This window comes from Streptomyces sp. LE64, from assembly GCF_052606915.1.
On record NZ_CP199708.1, the window covers coordinates 784,231 to 801,775 of the forward strand.

Annotated in this window: 18 protein-coding genes; 8 read left to right on the forward strand and 10 right to left on the reverse strand. The window is 74.9% G+C overall.

Going from position 1 to position 17,545, the window contains the following annotated elements; genetic code table 11:
* Positions 1-56 precede the first annotated feature (56 nt).
* The gene (infC, locus tag ACSMX9_RS03420) at positions 57-728 is read right to left on the reverse strand and encodes a translation initiation factor IF-3 (protein WP_445402876.1); all 672 of its coding nucleotides are present in this window, start codon (positions 726-728) and stop codon (positions 57-59) included.
* A 413-nt stretch (positions 729-1,141) separates the two neighbouring features.
* Between infC and ACSMX9_RS03425 the strand changes: the two genes are divergently transcribed.
* A complete protein-coding gene (locus ACSMX9_RS03425; protein WP_445399850.1) occupies positions 1,142-1,546 on the forward strand; it encodes a DUF1844 domain-containing protein in 405 nt (134 codons plus the stop codon).
* Positions 1,547-1,575: 29 nt separating this feature from the next.
* On the opposite strand, the gene ACSMX9_RS03430 is transcribed toward ACSMX9_RS03425, so the two are convergent.
* On the reverse strand, positions 1,576-2,316 hold the full coding sequence (locus tag ACSMX9_RS03430; protein ID WP_445399852.1) for an SseB family protein: 741 nt from the start codon (positions 2,314-2,316) through the stop codon (positions 1,576-1,578).
* 180 nt (positions 2,317-2,496) lie between these two features.
* Between ACSMX9_RS03430 and ACSMX9_RS03435 the strand changes: the two genes are divergently transcribed.
* Positions 2,497-3,069: a hypothetical protein gene (locus ACSMX9_RS03435; protein ID WP_445399854.1), complete on the forward strand. Its 573-nt coding sequence runs from the start codon at positions 2,497-2,499 to the stop codon at positions 3,067-3,069.
* A gap of 44 nt (positions 3,070-3,113) precedes the next feature.
* Entirely contained in the window at positions 3,114-3,380 is a 267-nt protein-coding gene (locus ACSMX9_RS03440; RefSeq protein WP_445399855.1) for a hypothetical protein, read from the forward strand.
* A 20-nt stretch (positions 3,381-3,400) separates the two neighbouring features.
* Here ACSMX9_RS03440 and mycP read toward each other — a convergent pair whose 3' ends face one another.
* Both mycP and ACSMX9_RS03450 read right to left on the reverse strand, forming a co-directional pair.
* On the reverse strand, positions 3,401-4,600 hold the full coding sequence (gene mycP / locus ACSMX9_RS03445) for a type VII secretion-associated serine protease mycosin (RefSeq protein WP_445399857.1): 1,200 nt from the start codon (positions 4,598-4,600) through the stop codon (positions 3,401-3,403).
* Positions 4,597-5,856 (reverse strand): hypothetical protein, encoded by a 1,260-nt coding sequence (locus ACSMX9_RS03450; RefSeq protein WP_445399859.1) that lies wholly within the window; start codon positions 5,854-5,856, stop codon positions 4,597-4,599. Before ACSMX9_RS03450 ends, mycP begins: the two co-directional genes overlap by 4 nt.
* 818 nt (positions 5,857-6,674) lie before the next feature.
* Between ACSMX9_RS03450 and ACSMX9_RS03455 the strand changes: the two genes are divergently transcribed.
* Positions 6,675-7,103, forward strand: a complete 429-nt coding sequence (locus tag ACSMX9_RS03455) for a pyridoxamine 5'-phosphate oxidase family protein (protein WP_351247860.1) — start codon at positions 6,675-6,677, stop codon at positions 7,101-7,103.
* 43 nt (positions 7,104-7,146) lie between these two features.
* Here ACSMX9_RS03455 and ACSMX9_RS03460 read toward each other — a convergent pair whose 3' ends face one another.
* Genes ACSMX9_RS03460 through ACSMX9_RS03470 form a run of 3 tightly spaced genes read right to left on the reverse strand, consistent with a single transcriptional unit; the run spans position 7,147 to position 10,718 of the window.
* Positions 7,147-7,950 carry a 3-oxoacyl-ACP reductase gene (locus ACSMX9_RS03460; RefSeq protein WP_445399861.1) on the reverse strand — a complete coding sequence of 268 codons (804 nt, stop codon included), beginning with the start codon at positions 7,948-7,950 and terminating at the stop codon, positions 7,147-7,149.
* A gap of 3 nt (positions 7,951-7,953) precedes the next feature.
* Complete coding sequence (locus ACSMX9_RS03465) at positions 7,954-9,336, reverse strand: aldehyde dehydrogenase family protein (protein WP_445399862.1); 1,383 nt, start codon at positions 9,334-9,336, stop codon at positions 7,954-7,956.
* Between the two features lie 8 nt (positions 9,337-9,344).
* Positions 9,345-10,718, reverse strand: a complete 1,374-nt coding sequence (locus tag ACSMX9_RS03470) for a glutamine synthetase family protein (protein WP_445399864.1) — start codon at positions 10,716-10,718, stop codon at positions 9,345-9,347.
* 76 nt (positions 10,719-10,794) lie between these two features.
* On the opposite strand from ACSMX9_RS03470, the gene ACSMX9_RS03475 reads away from it, so the two are divergent.
* From ACSMX9_RS03475 to ACSMX9_RS03485, 3 genes are all read left to right on the forward strand, one after another.
* Entirely contained in the window at positions 10,795-11,517 is a 723-nt protein-coding gene (locus ACSMX9_RS03475) for a FadR/GntR family transcriptional regulator (RefSeq protein WP_445399866.1), read from the forward strand.
* 118 nt (positions 11,518-11,635) lie between these two features.
* Positions 11,636-13,084, forward strand: a complete 1,449-nt coding sequence (gene eat / locus ACSMX9_RS03480; protein ID WP_445399868.1) for an ethanolamine permease — start codon at positions 11,636-11,638, stop codon at positions 13,082-13,084.
* 65 nt (positions 13,085-13,149) lie between these two features.
* Positions 13,150-13,845, forward strand: a complete 696-nt coding sequence (locus tag ACSMX9_RS03485) for a gamma-glutamyl-gamma-aminobutyrate hydrolase family protein (protein ID WP_445402877.1) — start codon at positions 13,150-13,152, stop codon at positions 13,843-13,845.
* Here ACSMX9_RS03485 and ACSMX9_RS03490 read toward each other — a convergent pair.
* Complete coding sequence (locus tag ACSMX9_RS03490) at positions 13,826-14,764, reverse strand: LysR family transcriptional regulator (protein WP_445399869.1); 939 nt, start codon at positions 14,762-14,764, stop codon at positions 13,826-13,828. The two genes, ACSMX9_RS03485 and ACSMX9_RS03490, sit on opposite strands and share 20 nt — an antisense overlap.
* 70 nt (positions 14,765-14,834) lie before the next feature.
* Between ACSMX9_RS03490 and ACSMX9_RS03495 the strand changes: the two genes are divergently transcribed.
* Positions 14,835-15,956: a TDT family transporter gene (locus ACSMX9_RS03495; protein ID WP_445399871.1), complete on the forward strand. Its 1,122-nt coding sequence runs from the start codon at positions 14,835-14,837 to the stop codon at positions 15,954-15,956.
* A 33-nt stretch (positions 15,957-15,989) separates the two neighbouring features.
* Here the strand turns inward: ACSMX9_RS03495 and ACSMX9_RS03500 are convergent, their stop codons facing one another.
* Together ACSMX9_RS03500 and ACSMX9_RS03505 are read right to left on the reverse strand one after the other, a co-directional pair.
* Positions 15,990-16,721 carry a helical backbone metal receptor gene (locus ACSMX9_RS03500; protein WP_445399873.1) on the reverse strand — a complete coding sequence of 244 codons (732 nt, stop codon included), beginning with the start codon at positions 16,719-16,721 and terminating at the stop codon, positions 15,990-15,992.
* Between the two features lie 45 nt (positions 16,722-16,766).
* Entirely contained in the window at positions 16,767-17,357 is a 591-nt protein-coding gene (locus ACSMX9_RS03505) for a helix-turn-helix domain-containing protein (RefSeq protein WP_351247878.1), read from the reverse strand.
* Positions 17,358-17,545 lie beyond the last annotated feature (188 nt).

Genomic DNA, 17,545 nt, shown 5'->3' on the forward strand with positions numbered 1-17,545 from the left:
CGGGCGGGTGGAGCGTCATGTGTGTTGATGGACATCCCCGGACGCGAGCCCTGGGATCACGCCTCGGCGGACGCCTCGGCCTGGGCTTCCTGGACCGGAGCGTCCTGCGCCGGGGCCTCTTCGGCCGCGGGCTGCGGGGAGCGGCCCGGCTGCTGGGCCTGGCGCTCGGCCTTGCGGGCGGCCTGGGCCTCCCTGGCCTCGGCCATGGCCTCGGTCTTCTTCTTGTGCGGACCGAGGACCATGATCATGTTGCGGCCGTCCTGCTTCGGGTTGGACTCCACGAAGCCCAAGTCCTGGACGTCCTCCGCGAGCCGCTGGAGCAGTCGGTAGCCGAGCTCCGGCCGGGACTGCTCGCGACCACGGAACATGATCGTGATCTTGACCTTGTCACCCTGCTTGAGGAACCGGACGACGTGACCCTTCTTGGTGTCGTAGTCGTGCGGATCGATCTTCGGCCGGAGCTTCATCTCCTTGATGACCGTGTGCGCCTGGTTCTTGCGCGCCTCACGGGCCTTCATGGCCGACTCGTACTTGAACTTCCCGTAGTCCATGAGCTTGCAGACGGGCGGGCGGGCGTTCGCCGCGACCTCGACCAGGTCCAGGTCGTACTCCTGGGCAAGCTCCAGGGCCTTGGCGAGCGGAACAATCCCGACCTGCTCGCCGCTGGGACCGACAAGTCGCACCTCGGGAACGCGAATCCGGTCGTTGATGCGGGGCTCGGCGCTGATGGATCCTCCTCGGTAGCACCACGCGACGGCCTGGCGGGCAGCCGCGTAACGTCTCTTCTTCGTGAGACCTAACCGCGCCGACGCACGAAAAATGCCCCGGACGATCACAGCGGGGCTCCTCACATACCGGAACACCGCCGCGATGCCGCGGGGCGTACGTTCGGGCTGGTCGCACCGGAGTGCGATCGCCTGACCGGTGACCCGCCACCCCGGAGGGCGGTCAGGTGGGAGAGCGGAGCCTCCACTTGTGGGCCGGACACGCGGGTGTCCAGCCGGTCGCCTCACAGGCTAACAGTTCCGCGACAGCACGGCCAATCCCCACGGTCAAGACCGCCTGACCGCGGGATTTCCGAGCCCCGGTCCGGCGGGACCGGCCGTCCCGACCCGCCCGAACGGGGCCTATCGTGTGGGACATGAGTGACGCCACCCCGCAGAACCCGGCCGCCGCGGCCACCGAACCCCCCGGGACCCCCGAGCAGGCGGTCTCCGACTTCGACACCCTGACCCGGGACATCGCCGACGTCCCGGCCGTCGAGGTGATCACCACGGTGGCGGTCCACCTGATGAGCGCCGCCGCCGTGAACCTCGGCCTCGCGGAGGACGGCGAGCGGCACAAGGACCTCGACGAGGCACGGAAGCTGATCCACGCGCTGGCCGGTCTGGTCGACGCGGGCGGCACCGAGATCAGCTCCTTCCACGCGGCCCCGCTGCGGGACGGCCTGAAGTCGCTCCAGCTGGCCTTCCGCGAGGCGTCCGTCGTGCCCGACGAGCCCGGTCAGGGCCCCGGCGAGAAGTACACCGGTCCCCTCTACCGCTAGCAGGACCCTCCCCGTCGGTCCCGGGCCGCTCAGCCGCGTGCGTACAGCGGCCGTCCCGGCGGGGTGCTGCCGGGCGGCAGCAGGGCCAGGTCGAGGCCCTGCACCAGCCGGGCCCGCAGGGTGAGGTCCTCGGCGAGCCGCTCCGCGAGGGCGCGCACCACCTCGGTGGGGGACGCCGTCGCGTCCAGCACCAGGGCGAGGATCCCGTCCGCCCGGCCGGGGCCCAGGTGGGCGCTGGCCACGGCGGGCTCGGCGGCGACGACCGCCCGGACCGCCTCGGTGACGGCCGGATCGGCGAGCGGGTCGGTGGAGGTGCGGCCCTCGGCGAGGGCCAGGAGGGCGGGGCCGGTGAGTTCGTAGGGGACGGGGCCGGCCAGGTCGATGACGAGGGTGTCCGCCTTCTCGTGGGCGAGGGCCTGGAGGGCCTGTTCCAGCGGGACGGCGATGGGGCGCGCCGCGGGGTCCCAGCGGGCGAGCGAGGCGGTGGAGGTGAAGGCCGGCAGGGCCGTGCGGCCGTGCGCCTTGAGCGTCGGCACCGCCATGTCGCTGGTCTTCTCCCGGCGCAGGCCGTTCTCGTCCTCCTCGACCTCGCCGAGCAGGGCGACCACCGGCACCAGCAGACGGGTGCCCCGCAGGGCTTCGAGCACCGGGCCCTCGGCGGTGCGGTCGCCGGCCCAAGCGGTGAGCGCGGCGCTCAGCCGGGGGTCCGCGGAACCGTCGTCGTCGGAGTACCCGGGCTGCGGGATGTTCTTCTTCGCCTCGTTCGCCACGGCCCCGATCCTAGTGGGGCGCCCGGGGCGGGCCGCGGGCGGTCCGAGGGAGGTCGGCGGCTTTCTCAGCGGAAGCTGAGATTCATCTCACGGGCCCCACAGCGGGGCGCCGGAGCAACCCGGCATGGTGCTGCGCCCGCGCGCGGCGGCACGGGCCGCCGCCCCCCGGATCGTCCTGTGTTGGTCGTCGTCGGCTCGTTGCTGGGCGGCCCTTGGGGCTGTGCCCCGGGCGGTGCCCGCCCGGTGGCGGCGAGCCCGCCCGCGTCCCTGGCCGGTCCGCCGCGGCCGGTGCCCTCCCCGACGCCGACCGGGCCGGCCGGCGGTGCCGGGGCGGCGCGGGCGGAGGGCGCCGGGGAACGGCTGGCCGAGGCCCTGGAGGCGGTCCGCACCCCCGGGCGGGCGCGGTTCTCGGTGGCGGTGGTGCCGGTGGGGAGCGGGGAGGTGGCCGGGTACCGGAGCGGTCCGTCGTACGTGACCGCGAGCATCGTGAAGGTGGACGTCCTGGTGGCCCTGTTGGTGACGGCACAGCGCGCGGGCCGGGGGCTGACCGCCCGCGAGCGGAGCAGCGCGGCGGCGGACGCGCTGGGGGCGCGGATCGGCGGCGCGGCGGGTCTGGACGCGGCGAACGCGCGGCTCGGGATGGAGCGGACGGCGGCGGGGGGCGCCGGGCGGTGGGGGCTGACCCGGACCACCGCGGCCGACCAGGTGGAGTTGTTGCGGGCGGTGTCCGGCCCGCGGGGTCCCCGGCGCTGAGCCCGGCTTCCCGGGCCTACGTCCAGCGGCTGATGGGAGGGGTGGTGGCCGGGCAGGACTGGGGGGTGTCGGCGGCCGGCGAGGGGGGTCCGGTGCTCAAGAACGGGTGGTTGCCCCGCTCCGCCACCGGCTTGTGGGTGGTCAACAGCATCGGTCGGGTGACCGCAGGGGGGCGGGCGTACCTGGTGTCGGTGCTGTCGGACGGGAACGCTTCGAGGGCGGCGGGCGTCGCCCTGGTGGAGCGGGCCGCCGCGGAGGCGGTCCGGGCGGTGGCTGGTGCGGAGCCCGACCCGGCGGCCGCCGCGGGGTGAGTCCGGTGCCGGCGGCCCGGTCAGGCCGGGCGGCGGCGCCAGAGGATGACCGCCACGGCCAGCAGGGCGACCCCGATCCCGCCGGCGAACGGTCCGACCCAGCGGTGGTCCTCCTGCGGTGCGGGACGGTCCGGGCCGGGGCCGAAGTAGCGGGCGGGGTAGTCCCCGGCGCGGGGCGCGGGGCCCACCGCGGCGCCTTCGGCGATGGCAGCGACGGGGTCGACCATGCCGAACCCGCGGGAGTCGTCCCGGCCGCCTTCCGGGGCGTTGCTGGCGGTGTCCTCCAGCAGCCGCTTGATCTGGGCGGGGGCGAGGTCGGGGTGGGCGGCCCGGATCAGGGCGACCGCACCGGAGACGAAGGCGGCGGCGGCGCTGGTACCCCAGCCCCCGTAGTAGTCGCGGTCCGGGTCGACCAGGACCACGTCCTCGCCGGGTGCGCTGACGGTCGCGTACCAGCGTCGGGTGGAGAACGGGGCCCGGGTGCCGAACCGGTCCACGGCGGTGGCCGCGATGACGCCCGGATAGGCGGCGGGGTAGGAGACGTGGTCCCCCTTCTCGCCCCCGTTGCCGGCCGAGGCGACGACCGAGGCGCCCTTCCTCAGGGCGTACCGGACGGCCGCGTCCTCGGCGGGTTCGGGATGGGCGGAGGCGGAGTCGTCGCCCAGGGAGAGGTTGATGACGTCGGCGCCCTGGTCGGCGGCCCACCGGATGCCTTCGGCGAGGGCGGTGCCCCGGGTGTCGCGGGCCTTCTTGCGGGCCGGGTCGCCGTCCTCCAGGATCACCCGGATCGGCAGGATCTTCGCCTCGGGCGCGATGCCCATGACCCCGTCGGCGTTGCCGATCCCGTGGCCGTGTCCGGCGATGATCCCGGCCATCGCGGTGCCGTGCCGGGCCCAGGGCCGGTCGCCGCGGCGGGCGCCGAACCCGATCAGGTCCTTGCCGGGCAGGACGTTGCCGGCGAGGTCGGGGTGGAGGTCGTCGACCCCGGTGTCGAGGACGGCGACGGTGATGCCAGCGCCCCGGGTGGTGCGCCACGCCTCGGAGACCCGCAGCGCCTCGTGGCTCCACTGCTGCCGGGCGCGGACGTTGTCGGCGTGGGCGGCGGTCGTCGGCAGCAGCCCGAGGGCGGTGCTCAGGGCCGCGCACAGGACGGCCGTGACCGTGCGGGACGGTGCCCCGGTGGCCCGGGGCGGGGGTATCGGTCGGTGCCGTGACGTCATGAGGTCTGCTCCGTGGTCACGGTGATGCGGGTGCGCAGGGCCCGCTCGATGCGGTCGGCCAGGCCCTTCGCCTCGTGGCCGAGGCCGGACTGGGCGGGGGCGGAGGTGCCGTCCCCGCGGGCGGCCTCGGCGGCCGGTTCCGGGTCGGGGACCACCCGGCCGTCCGCGAAGCCCGACACGGCGAAGACGACGACCGGCACGTCGGTGAGGACGGACAGGGTCCAGGTGGCCCGTTGCGGGTCCCCGAATCCGGCGGCGGGGGTGCCCTCGGGGCCGTAGGCGCGGGGCATCAGTTCGCGCAGCCGGTCGAGGCCCTGTTCGGAGAAGCGGGTGTGCAACCGGTCCATGCCGGGGGCGTCCGTCGTGGTGAACAGCAGGCCGACGGTGGTCAGATGGCTCCGGGTGGCGTCGGTGTAGGTGGCGCGCACCAGCCGTTCGCACCCGGCGGGGGCGAGGGCCTTGCGCAACTGCGGGTCGAGGCCGGGGCCGCAGGTGCTGTCGGGGGCGACGGCGACCCGCTTCCAGATCCGGTCGGCGCCACCGGGTCCGGCCTCGTCGCCGCGCACGGTGGGGGGGAAGAGGCCGTCGACGGGGGTGTCGTGCCACAGCTCCGCGGCGGCGGCGAAGCGGTCGGCCGGTCCGGGGGCGGCATTGCTGTCCTCGGTGAGCCAACTCCCGGTGACGGCACCACCGATGAGGCCGAAGCCGAGGATGGCACAGGCGGTGGCGGTGGCCGCGCGGTAGCGGGCGAAGCCCCGGGGTTCGCCGTCCTCCCGGTCGGCGGGGGCGCGCAGCGGATGCAGCGCGTCGGCGGGCAGTCGATGGAGCGGCTCGTCGTCGTATCCCGCCCCTGCCGGGCCGCGCGGGTCGGGCCGGGACGGGCGCCCCTGGCTCGGGGGCGGGGCCTCGAAGGGGGCATCGAACCGGGCGGACCGGTCGTACCCGTAGCCGGATGCGCCGGCGCGCGGGACGGTGCGCGGGGCCGGCGGACGGCGCGGGGAGCGCGGCGGGTGCGCGGGCCCGGTGCCCGGCAGTTCGGCGCCGGGGGCGCCGGCGGGTGGCACGGGTCTGTACGGCGGCCGGGCGGCGGGGGGCTCGGGGGGCGGCTCGTCGGGGAAGCGGGCGGAGGCGACCGGGGGCGGGGGCGTGCCGTGCCCCGGGGCGGGCGCACCGGGGGCGGGGACCTGGTCGGGCCGGGTCCGACCGGGCGTGCCGGCGGTCCCCGGGCGTGCCGGGACGGGGTTGTCGTCAGCCATTCCGCGAACGTCGAACACCCCTTGAGTATCCAGCGACGGGTACGCGCCGTGGACGTCGGAGGCCGAACTCGCCCCGATCGAAGCGTGCGTGCCGGGTGCGTGGGGACCGACGCCCGGATGGGGGGCGTGGGCGGGGCGCGGGGGCGCCGAGGGGCGGGGCGGGTGCGGGGCGACGCCGGGGAAGGGCGGGGGCACGGGGGCGGGGCCGGTCGTGTCCGTGCTCATGCGCCCCCCGTTTTCCGGCCGGTCCCCTCGGACCGGTTCGCCCGTTCCGGGCGCGCCGCCCGGGTGGTCTCCCGCGGGTCGTCGGGGCCGTGTCCGGGGCGGGGCGGGGCGTGCCCCGTCCGGTGCCCCGGGCGGGTCGCGCCGACCGCCCGGAAGGGTTCGGTGTCCGCGGTGCCGGGCCCTCCCCCGGCGGCCCGGCAGCGGCGCGGACGGCCGCCCGCCGTCACACGCCGTGGTCGGGCCACGGACGTTCATCGCTCCCGTCCGCGGCAGGGGCCGCGGGGCGGGCCGACCGGTCGTCGGGGGCTGCCCGCCGTCCGGCCGTTCGTCTGCGTGGGCGTCACTCTACGGGTTGATGACCTTCGCCGGGGAGCCGGTCGCGGCACTGGTGGCATCTGCCCGGTACGTCCCCCCGTCCGGGAGGCCCGCGGGCCATGGCCGGTTCCCGACGCACCGCCGGGAAACCGCGGGGTGCGGGAGGGGCAGCGGGTTACGGTGGGTCACCGGTGTGCCGTGCGGCAAGGGCGACCGGTGCTCCCCGAACGCGCCCGTTGCCCCGACCGGGGAACGGCCCACGTCAGCAAGGAGATTCCATGCCACTCACGCCGGCGGAACGCGAGGAGTTCCTCGCCGAGCCCCGCATCGCGGCCCTCTCGGTGGACTCGGGCGATCCGAACCGCGGACCGGTCTCGGTGCCGATCTGGTACCAGTACGAACGGGGCGGCGACGTCTGGATCCTCACCGGGGCCACCTCGCGCAAGGCCGAGCTGATCGCCGCGGCCGGACGGTTCACGCTGCTGGTGGAGCGCACCGAGCCGACCGTGCGGTACGTGTCGGTGGAGGGGCCGGTCGTGGAGACGGCCCCGGTCACCGACGCGCGCCACCGCGAGTTGGTCGCCCGCTACCTGCCCGCCGACAAGGCGGCGGCGTACCTGGAGTTCGCCGAGCGGGACCTCGGCGAACAGGTGATGATCCGGATGCGTCCGCAGTCCTGGATCGCCGCGGACCTCGGCTCGCTGTGACCGTGCGGCGTCCCGGCCCGGGCCGGGACGCCGACCGTCCGCCCTACAGCGGCGTGACGTACGCCCCGGCGATCCCGCCGTCCACCAGGAAGTCGGTGGCGTTGACGAACGAGGCGTCGTCGCTGGCGAGGAAGGCGACGGCGGCGGCGATCTCCTCCGCCTCGGCGAACCGGCCCACGGGTACGTGCACCAGTCGGCGGGCGGCCCGCTCGGGGTCCTTGGCGAACAGTTCCCGCAGCAGCGGGGTGTTGACCGGCCCGGGACACAGGGCGTTGACCCGGATGCCCTCGCGGGCGAACTGGACGCCCAGTTCGCGGGACATGGCGAGGACGCCGCCCTTGGACGCGGTGTAGGAGATCTGGGAGGTGGCCGCGCCCATCCGGGCCACGAACGAGGCGGTGTTGATGATGGAGCCCTTGCCCTGGCGCCGCATGTAGGGGATGGCGGCCTTGCAGCAGAGGTAGACGGAGGTGAGGTTGACCTCCTGGACCCGGCGCCACGCCTCCAGTCCGGTGTCGAGGATGGAGTCGTCGTCGGGGGGCGAGATGCCGGCGTTGTTGAAGGCGATGTCCACCGAGCCGTAGGTGTCGTGGGCGGTCCGGAAGAGCGCCTCGACCTGGTCGGCGTCGGTGACGTCGACCCGGACGAAGGTGCCGCCGACCTCCTCGGCCGCCGCCCCGCCCGCGTGTTCGTCGATGTCCCCGCAGACCAGGTGCGCGCCTTCGGCGGCGAGTCGGCGGGCGGTGGCCAGTCCGATGCCGCTGCCGGCTCCGGTGATGACGGCGGTGCGGCCGACCAGGCGCCGGCAGGTGCCGTCGGCGGCGGTACCGCGGGGGGTGTCGGTCATGGGTCAGACCTCCGTGCTGAGGAAGACGTTCTTGGTTTCGGTGAAGGCGGCGAGCGCGTCGGGGCCTAGCTCGCGGCCGAGCCCGGACTGCTTGAAGCCGCCGAACGGGGTCCAGTAGCGGACGCTGGAGTGGGAGTTCACGGAGAGGTTGCCGGCGGCGACCGCTCCGCAGACGCGCAGCGCGCGGCCCACGTCCCGGGTCCACACCGAGCCGGACAGCCCGTACTCGGTGGCGTTGGCGAGGCGGACGGCGTCCTCCTCGTCGCGGAACGGGAGCACCACGGCGACGGGGCCGAAGACCTCTTCGACGGCGACGGGCGCGTCGGGGGCGAGGTCGGTGAGGACGGTGGGCGGGAACCAGAAGCCGGGTCCGTCCGGGCACCGGCCGCGGATGCCGGGGTGGTCGGCGGGGACGTAGCCGCGGACCCGGTCGCGTTGGGCGCGGGAGATCAGCGGGCCCATCTGGGTGTCCTCGTCGGCGGGATCGCCGACCCGTACCGCGTGCACGGCGGGGGCGAGCAGGTCGAGGAAGCGGTCGTGGACGGACTCCTGGACCAGGATGCGGGTGCGGGCGCAGCAGTCCTGCCCGCTGTTGTCGAGGAAGGACATCGGGGCGCTGGCCGCGGCGGCCTCCAGGTCGGCGTCGGCGAAGACGATGTTGGGGCTCTTGCCGCCGAGTTCGAGGGTGACCCGCTTCAACCGGTCGGCGCACTTGGCCATGATCGACTTGCCGACCGCGGTGGAGCCGGTGAACACGATCTTCGCGACGCCGGGGTGGGTGACCAGGGCGTCGCCGGCGACGCTACCGGCGCCGGGCAGCACCTGGAAGAGGTACTCCGGCAGACCGGCCTCCAGGCCGAGTTCGGCGAGCCGCAGCGCGGTGAGCGGGGTGGTCTCGGCGGGCTTGAGGAGGACGGCGTTGCCGGCGGCGAGGGCGGGGGCGGTGCCCCAGGCCGCGATGGGCAGCGGGAAGTTCCACGGGGCGATGACGCCGACCACCCCCAGGGGTTCGAGGAGGGTGACGTCGAGTCCCCCGGGGACCGGGATCTGACGCCCCATCAGCCGTTCCACCCCGCCGGCCGCGTAGTCCAGCAGATCGCGGACGTTGCCGGCCTCCCAGCGGGCGTTGCCGAGGGTGTGTCCGGCCTCGCGGACCTCCAAGGCGGCCAGTTCGGGCACGTGCGCGTCGACGACCGCGGCGAAGCGGCGCAGGGTGCGGGCCCGGTCGCCGGGGGCGAGGGCGGCCCAGGTCCGCTGGGCCGCGGCGGCGCGGCGCACGGCCCGGTCCACGTCGTCGGCGGTGGCGCCGGGAACGGTGGCGATGACCTCCTCGGTGGCCGGGTTGAGGACGGTCAGTTCGTACGGCTCGTGCGGGGGGTTCGGCACGGCGTTCCTCACAGGCGTTCGAAGGAGCGGCGCAGCTCCCAGTCGGTCACCGCGGCGTCGAAGGCGGCGAGTTCGACCCGGGCTGCGTGGTGGTAGTGGTCGACGACCTCGTCCCCGAAGGCGGCGCGGGCGATCGGGCTCGCGGTCCAGAGTTCGGCGGCCTCGCGCAGGGTGGTGGGCACCTGGGCGTGGCCGGCGGTGTAGGCGTTGCCGGTGCAGGGCTCGGGCAGTTCGAGGCGCTGCTCGACGCCGTGCAGTCCGGCGGCGATCAGACCGGCGACGGCGAGGTGGGGGTTGACGTCCCCGCCGGGCAGCCGGTTCTCGAACCGCAGCGAGGGGCCGTGGCCGACGACCCGGAGGGCACAGGTCCGGTTGTCCGGGCCCCAGGCGACGGCGGTGGGGGCGAAGGAGCCGGGTTGGAAGCGTTTGTAGGAGTTGATCTGGGGGGCGTACAGCAGGGAGAAGTCCCTCAGGGCGGCGAGTTGTCCGGCGAGGAAGTGACGCATCACGGGGGACATGCCGTACGGGTCCGTCGTCGGGTCGCCGGCCAGTACGGCGCGGCCGTCGGCGTCGGTGAGCGAGAGGTGGACGTGGCAGGAGTTGCCCTCCTTCTCGTTGTACTTGGCCATGAAGGTCAGGGACACGCCCTCCTGGGCGGCGATCTCCTTGGCCCCGGTCTTGTAGACCGCGTGCTGGTCGCAGGTGACCAGGGCCTCGTCGTAGCGGAAGGCGATCTCGTGCTGACCGGGGTTGCACTCGCCCTTGGCCGACTCGACGGTCAGGCCGGCGCCGGCCATGTCGTTGCGGATGCGGCGCAGCAGGGGTTCCACCCGGCCGGTGCCGAGGACGGAGTAGTCGACGTTGTACCGGTTGACCGGGGTGAGGTCGCGGTAGCCGGTGTCCCAGGCCCGTTCGTAGCTGTCCTCGAAGACGATGAACTCCAGCTCGGTGGCGGCCCGGGCGCTCCAGCCGTGGGCGGCGAGCCGGTCGAGTTGGCGGCGCAGGATCTGCCGGGGCGCGGCGACCACCGGTGAGCCGTCGTGCCAGGCCAGGTCGGCCAGGAGGAGGGCGGTGCCCGGGTGCCAGGGCAGCAGGCGCAGGGTGGCCGGGTCGGGCCGCATGGCGAAGTCCCCGTAGCCACGGTCCCAGGAGGACATGGCGTAGCCGTCGACGGTGTTCATCTCGGTGTCGACGGCGAGCAGGTAGGTGCAGCCCTCCGTGCCGTGCGCCAGGACCTCGTCCAGGAAGAAGCCGGCGGCGAACCGCTTGCCCTGGAGCCGTCCTTGCATGTCGGGGAAGGCCAGGACGACGGTGTCGATCTCACCGCTCGCCACGAGGGCGCGCAGTTCCTCGACCGCGAGCGGGGGTGTGCGGTCTGCCACGGGCGGGCCTCCTTCGGTCAGCCGGAGCACATAAGGTATGCACGAGAACCATTGATGGGGAAGGGGGTGCGCTCGGATGGGGCAGGACGCCGACGACCGGCTGACTCCGATACTCCGCCCGGTGCGGGCCGGGAACGGTTTCGAAGAGGCGCTGGAGCAGGTCCTCCAGGTGGTCCGCCTGGGACTGGTGCCGGAGGGCGAACGGCTGCCGTCCGAACGGGAGCTGTCGGAACGGCTCGGGGTCAGCCGGGTCACCCTGCGCGAGGTCCTGAGGGTGCTCACCGACCAGGGGCTGGTGGAGTCGCGGCGCGGCCGGTACGGCGGAACGTTTGTGCTGCCCCGGGGCGGTGCGCCCGGGGAGGCGGAGTTGCGCCGGCGGGTCGCCGGGGTGGACGTCGAGGACGTGTTGCGGTTCCGCGAGGTGCTGGAGGTCGGCGCGGCGGGACTGTGCGCCGGACGGGAGCTCGACCGGATCGGCGCGGACCGCCTGCGCACCGCCCTGGCCGCCACCGGGGACGCCGCGCCCGCCGACTACCGGCGGCGGGACACCCTGTTCCACCTGACCCTCGCCGAACTCTCCGGCTCCCCCAGCCTCACCGCCCAGTACGCCGCGGTGCGGGCCCGGGTCAACGACCTGTTGGACTGCATCCCGCTGCTGGTGCGCAACCTGGAGCACAGCCAGGAGCAGCACAACGCACTGGTGGCGGCGGTGCTCGCCGGGGACGCGCCCGGGGCCCGCGCGGTGATGCGCGAGCACTGCGAGGGCACCGCGTCCCTGCTGCGCGGCTTCCTCGGCTAGCCGGTCCGGTCCGGGCAAAACCGGCGCAGGGGGCTTGCCAACTCCCCATCCGCGGCGCAAAGGTATGGCCTCGTTCCATTGAGCCCGCCCAGGTGTCGCACCAGTGGGGAGCCCCGCCATGACCCTGAAGCCCCTGAAGTCCCCGTCGCCCGGGTCCGGGGACGGCCAGGACGCCTACTTCGCCCGCCGGGCCCTGCGCCGGGGCAGTGCCGGCTGGCTGCTGCTCACCGGTCTCGGCGTGGCGTACGTCGTCTCCGGCGACTTCTCCGGCTGGAACTTCGGCCTGGCCGAGGGCGGCTTCGGCGGACTCGCCATCGCCATGCTGCTGATGGGTGTGATGTACGCGTGCATGGTGTTCTCGCTGGCCGAACTGTCGTCGATCCTGCCCACGGCGGGCGGCGGCTACGGCTTCGCCCGTCGTGCGCTCGGCCCCTGGGGCGGGTTCCTCACCGGCACCGCGATCCTCATCGAGTACGTCCTGGCACCCGCCGCGATCTCCATCTTCATCGGTGACTACGTCGAGTCGCTGGGGCTGTTCGGACTGACCTCGGGCTGGCCGGTCTACCTGGCGTGCTTCGTGGTCTTCATAGGCATCCACCTGTGGGGCGTCGGGGAGGCGCTGCGGTTCAGCTTCGTGGTCACCGGGATCGCGGTGACCGCCCTGCTGGTCTTCGCGATCGGGGCGTTCACCGAGTTCGACGCCTCCGGGCTGAACGACATCCCGGTGGACCCGGAGGCGTTCGGCGCCAACTCCTGGCTGCCGATGGGGCTGCTCGGCATCTGGGCGGCCTTCCCGTTCGGCATGTGGTTCTTCCTCGGGGTCGAGGGGGTACCGCTGGCCGCCGAGGAGACCCGCGACCCGGCGCGCACCCTGCCCCGGGCGATCGTCTGGTCCATGGGCGTCCTGGTGGTGCTGGCGCTGCTCACCTTCCTGGCCTCGACGGGCGCCCGCGGCTCCGCCGCCATCCAGGACGCGGGCAACCCGCTGGTGGCGGCGCTCCAGCCGGACGGGGAACCCACCACGCTGAGCCGGATCGTCAACTACGCCGGGCTGGCCGGGCTGATCGCCTCGTTCTTCTCGCTGATCTACGCGGGGTCCCGGCAGTTGTTCGCCCTCTCCCGGGCGGGCTACCTGCCGCGCTTCCTCTCCCTCACCAGCCGCCGCAAGGCCCCCTACCTGGGGCTGCTGGTGCCGGGGGCGGTGGGCTTCGGCCTGGCGGCGTCGACCGGCGACGGCGCCAGGATGCTGAACGTCGCGGTCTTCGGGGCGACCATCTCCTACGCACTGATGTCGCTGTCCCACATCGTGCTGCGGCGACGGGAACCCGGACTGCCCCGGCCCTACCGCACCCCGGGCGGGACGGCCACCTCCTCGGTGGCCCTGGTCCTCGCCTGCGCGGCGCTGGTCGCCACCTTCCTGGTGGACGTGACGGCCGCCGTGATCGCCCTGCTGGTCTACGGCGCGGCGTTGGCCTACTTCGGCGTCTACAGCAAGGACCGGCTGGTGGCCCGGGCCCCCGAGGAGGAGTTCGCCGCGCTGGCCGCGGCCGAGGCCGAGCTGCGGTGACCGTCCGGGGCCACCGCGGCGGACGGACCCGCGGGAACGAGAACGAGCGAGGAGTGGAGGCCGTGGTGAACGGACCGCTGATCGGAGTGAGCACCTACCGGGAGGAAGCGCGCTGGGGGGTGTGGCGGTCGGAGGCGGTGCTGCTCCCGCTGGGGTACCCCCGGCTCGTGCAGGACGCCGGGGGGCTCGCCGTGCTGCTGCCGCCCGACGATCCCGCGCGCGCCGCGGCGGCGGTGGCGCGGCTGGACGGGGTGGTGATCGCCGGTGGCCCGGACGTGGAGCCCGGACGGTACGGGGCCGACCCGGACCCCCGGACCGGCCCGCCCGCCCGGGAGCGGGACGCCTGGGAACTCGCCCTGATCCACGCGGCGCTGACCGCGGGGACCCCGCTGCTGGGCATCTGCCGGGGGATGCAACTGCTGAACGTGGCCCTCGGCGGCACCCTGCTCCAGCACCTGGACGGGCACACCGGTGGGGTCGGCGCCTTCGGCGCCCACCCGGTGACCGCGGTGGCGGGCACCCACTACGCGGCGCTGGCCCCGGGCACCGCCGAGGTGCCGACCTACCACCACCAGGCCGTGGACCGGCTCGGCGACGGGCTTGTCGCCTCCGCGTACGCCGCGGACGGCACGGTGGAGGCGGTGGAGCGCCCCGGGCCGTCCTGGGTGCTGGGGGTGCAGTGGCACCCGGAGGCGGGCGAGGACCTGCGCGTGGTGCGGGACCTGGTCCGGGCCGCCGGACTCACCCCCGGGAGCGGGTGAGGGCCAGCAGGTCGCGGGCGGGTCCGGTGGGGCGGGGGCCGGTGGGCCAGGCGGCCCGCAGGGCGCGGGTGAGGGTGACGTCCCGCAGCGGGACGGCGACCAGCCGGCGCGCGGCGAGTTCCTCCCCCACCGCGAGTTCGCTGAGCACCGCCGGGCCCGCCCCGCCGACCGCGGCGGCCTTGACCGCGGTGGTGGAGGACAGTTCGATCAGCGGCCGGGCCAGTTCCCCCAGGGCCGCCACCAGCACCTGCCGGGTCCCCGACCCCTCCTCCCGCAGGATCAGCGGCGTCCCGGCCAACTCGGCGGCGGACACCGGACGCCGGCGCCGGGCCCAGGGGTGCGCGGGCGGGACCACCACGACCAGCCGGTCGTGGGCGATCACCGCGGTGTCCAGCCCGGGCGGCACCCCCACGCCCTCGACGAACCCGAGGTCGGCGGTGCCGGACAGCAGGCGCTCGGCGACCGCCGTGGAGTTCCCGGCCAGCAACGACACCGCGGTGTCCGGGCGTTGGGTGCGCAGCGCGATCAGCCAGCCGGGCAGCAGGTACTCCGCGATGGTCATGCTCGCGGCCACCCGCAGCCGGGAGTCGCGCCGGCCGCGCAGCGCCTGGGTGCCCGCGTCGAACGCCTCCGCCGCCTCGACCACCCGTCGGGCCCAGTCGGTGACCAGCGCCCCGGCCTCGGTGAGCCGCGAACCCCGCGGCGACCGGTCCACCAGGGTCACCCCCAGCAGCCGCTCCATCGCCCTGATCCGACCGCTCGCGGCGGGCTGGGTGATGCCGAGCTCCCGGGCCGCCCGGCCCAGGCTGCCCAGGCGCGCCACCCCGAGCAGCAGTTCCAGCGCGCCCAGGTCGGGCACCCGGTGCGCGAGCGGAGTGTGCGGCGGGGCACCGCCGACTCCCCCGGTGGATTCGCTCATCAGCTCAGCTTATGTCCTGATAGCGAGGAACCCCCTGGTGAGCCGGGGGCGCCCGGAGGACGGTGGGGGCATGGCCCCCGCCGCGACCGCACCCCCGCCCGCACCCCCCGTCCCGTCCCCGGCACGGCGGCGTGCCGGACCCGCACCGGGCGGCGGGGCGCGCCGCTCGGTCCGTCACCTCGGGCCGAACTGGTACGCCACGGTGATGGGCACCGCGATCCTGGCCACGGCGGGCGCCGAGGTCGCCCCCGGGGCGCCCCTGCTCTGGCTGGTGCTGTGGTCGCTGTCCCTGGTGGTGCTGGTGGTGCTGGTCGCGGCGCGGGCACGGCACTGGCGCCGCCATCCCGACCAGGCCCGTGCACACCTGGACGACCCGGCGGTGGCCCCCTTCTACGGCTGTCTGGCGATGGCGCTGCTCGCGGTCGGCGGCGGCGCCGCGACACTGGGCCCGGACCTCCTGGGGACGCCCGGCGGTGTGCGGCTGGGGCTGGTGCTGTGGGTGCTGGGCACCCTCGTGGGCCTGGTGGTGGCGGTGGGCCTGCCGTACCGACTGGTGACGGCGGCCCGGCGGAGCGGCCGGCGGCCGACGCCGGTGTGGTTGCTGACGGTGGTGGCCCCGGTGGTGTCGGCGGCCACCGGACCGCTGTTCGTGCCGCACCTGCCGACACCGGCCCGGCAGCCGCTGCTGTTCGGCTGCCTCGTCCTGCTCGGGGCGGGCGTGCTCGGCACCCTGGTGCTGTTGCCCTCGGTGTGCGCGGCTCTGGTGGCCAGCGGAGGGCCGCCGCTCGCGCTGACCCCGACGCTGTTCCTGGTGCTGGGGCCGCTGGGCCAGTCCACCACGGCGCTGGACCGGATCGCGGGGGCGTCCGGCTCCCCCGGGTGGGGCGCGTTCACCGTGGTGTACGGGGTGCCGGTGCTGGGGTTCGCGATGTGCTGGCTGGTGGCGGCGACGGCCCTGGTGGTACGGGCCCGACGGCGGGGCATGCGCTTCACGATGGCCTGGTGGTCGTTCACCTTCCCGGTGGGCACCTGTGTGACCGGCGCGGCGGCCCTGGCCGACCGCACCGGGTCCGCCGGCTACCGGGTGCTGGCCGTCCTGCTGTACGCGGGGCTGGCCGCGGCGTGGGCGGTGGCCGCGGTCCGCACGGCCCGGGAGGTGGCGCTGGGGCGGTTGCCCGCCGCGCCCCGGTGAACCGGGTGTCGTCCCGCGCGGGACGACACCCGGTCACAGGCTCCGCAGCACACCGCGCAGGCTCGCCCCGATCATGCCGGGCGCCTGCGCCATCGACGGCCCGTACCAGGTGAGGTGGCGTCCGCTGACGCAGACGGCGGGGAGCCCGAAGGACTCGGGTCCGTCGTCCTCGCCGAAGGGGTAGGGCTCGTCCGGCAGCACCACGATGTCGGCACCGCACTGCTGGAGCCGCTCCAGCGGCACGTGCGGGTAGCGGTCGCTGTGTTCCGCGTACACGTTGTCGACGCCGAGCCGGGCCAGCACGTCGCCGGCGAAGGTGTCGCGGCCCAGCACCATCCAGGGGCGCCGCCACACCGGAACCACCGCGGTGACCCGGTCCCACGGTTCGGGCATCCCCGACCACACCGACTCGGCGAGGTCCAGCCAGCCGGGCCGGCTGGCGGCGCCGCACTCCCGGACCACCCGGTCGAGTTCGCGGAACGCCTGTTGCACCGAGCGGATCTCGGTGACGAGGACCTCGATGCCGGCCGCCCTCAGGTCGGCGATGTCGCGGGCGCGGTTCTCCTCCTCGTTGGCGATCACCAGGTCGGGGACGAGGTCGACGATCCGCGGCACGTCGGGGTTCTTGGTGCCGCCGAGACGGACGGCGTCGAGCCCCTCGGGTTGGGTGCACCAGTCGGTGACGCCGACGAGCACACCGGGCAGGGTCACGGCCACGGCTTCGGTCAGCGAGGGGACCAGTGAGACGATCCGGGCAGATTTCACGGGATCAGCGTAGTGAGCGGACCGTGGTCCCCGATCCACCCGCAGTCATCTCCTGCGGTCCTGCACGGCGTCGATGTGCTCGGCGACGGCCACCACGAGGACCCGGGTGTCGGGCTCGGTGGCGCGCCAGCGGTGCCGCACGCCCCCGGTGAGGTACAGGGTGTCGCCCCGGCCGAGGCGGTAGGCGCGGCCCTCCGCCTCGATCTCCACCGCCCCGTCGGCGACGTACAGCAGTTCGTCGTTGCGGTGCTGGAACTCCCGTGCGGTGTCGTGGTCGCCGGTGAACTCGGTGGCGTGCAGTTGCTGATGGCCCCTGACCAGGGGCCGGACCCGGCTGGGCGGTGGTGCGGCGGACGGGTCGGCGCGCTCCGGCACCTCGACGGGGGCCTCGTCGCGCACCACGTCCACCGTGCAGGCCGGGTCCGCGGCGGCGAGCAGTTCGACGGCGGTGGTGCCCAGGGCGTCGGCGACCTTCTCCAGGGAGGCCCGACTGGGCCGCGCCCGCTCGTTCTCCACCTGGCTGAGGAACGGTACGGACAGCCCGCTGCGGGCGGAGACCACGGCGAGCGTCAGCTCCAGGGAGCGACGACGGCGGCGGACGGCCGCGCCCACCCGAAAGGATTCCTTCTCGTCCATGGTGACGGCTCCCTCCCCCGCTCGTTCGTGGTGCTCGGGCCCGGCACGGCCCCGTGGAGTACCTGCACCCCACACGTGTTCGGCAAACAAACGTCGCCAGTAGAGCACGCGCAGGGGGCGGACCCCGCCGGAACGGCGAAGCCCGCCCCGATTCTCCCGGGTGCGTGCCGCTCCCCCACATTCTCGCG